This window comes from Mesorhizobium sp. M7A.F.Ca.CA.001.08.2.1, assembly GCF_003998455.1.
GTDB classification, from domain to species: domain Bacteria; phylum Pseudomonadota; class Alphaproteobacteria; order Rhizobiales; family Rhizobiaceae; genus Mesorhizobium; species Mesorhizobium ciceri.
Map to the genome: position 1 here is coordinate 1 of NZ_RZPW01001331.1, position 754 is coordinate 754.

General features: G+C 60.6%; 1 protein-coding gene. It reads right to left on the reverse strand.

Features of this window, described 5'->3' with window-relative positions; translation table 11 throughout:
- On the reverse strand, positions 1-331 hold a 331-nt coding region (locus tag EN914_RS37195; protein WP_127389772.1), incomplete at its 3' end, for a pyridoxal-phosphate dependent enzyme.
- Between the last annotated feature and the right edge of the window lie 423 nt (positions 332-754).

Genomic DNA, 754 nt, shown 5'->3' on the forward strand with positions numbered 1-754 from the left:
TGTCTATCTTCTGCTGCGGCGTCGTCACCGGCATGAACACGACGCCTCGCCTGCCGAAATGGCGGCAGACGAAAGCAAAGCCCTGCGCGTGGTTGCCGGCGGACGCGCAGACGAACAGTTCGGCCTCGTTGCCGGCCGCCAGTGTCTTGCGGAAGAAATTGAAGGCGCCGCGGATCTTGTAGGAGCGGACCGGCGACAGATCCTCGCGCTTCAACAGCACCCGCGCACCGGTCTTTTTCGACAGATAGTCGTTTTCCTGTAGCGGCGTTTCAGGGAAGATCTGGCGGATCGCGGCGGCAGCGGCAGCAACGCGGGAAGAGAAACTGTTCATCGGAAACCACCCCTGGGGAAAATCACCTTGCGTTGCATGCTGTCCGCGGATCTCTATCATTAATCGGGTCGCGAACGTTCGGTTGTTGAGCGCCATGACCAGGTGCGGCGCGAGCCCGCCTATCACATATCCGGCTCCCCAGCGCCATCGTCCATCATTTACGTCCTTCCGGGCGGAAATTTTGCGAAATATTTTCAGCTACTTGCGGGTGCATTCTCATGCCCCCTCGCATCGGGCGGTATGAAATCGCTATCTCCGCGGGGATTGGAGGGCCGGCGGCGACGCCGCTCATTGCGCACATCACGCAGCCGTTTCCCGCCATTTTGGCTTTCGCGCAACACTGCGATGGCCGCAGCGGGGCGCCGATCACATTTCGACTCGACAGGACTTAGTTCTGCCGCACTCTGCCTGTCCGGGAGGTAT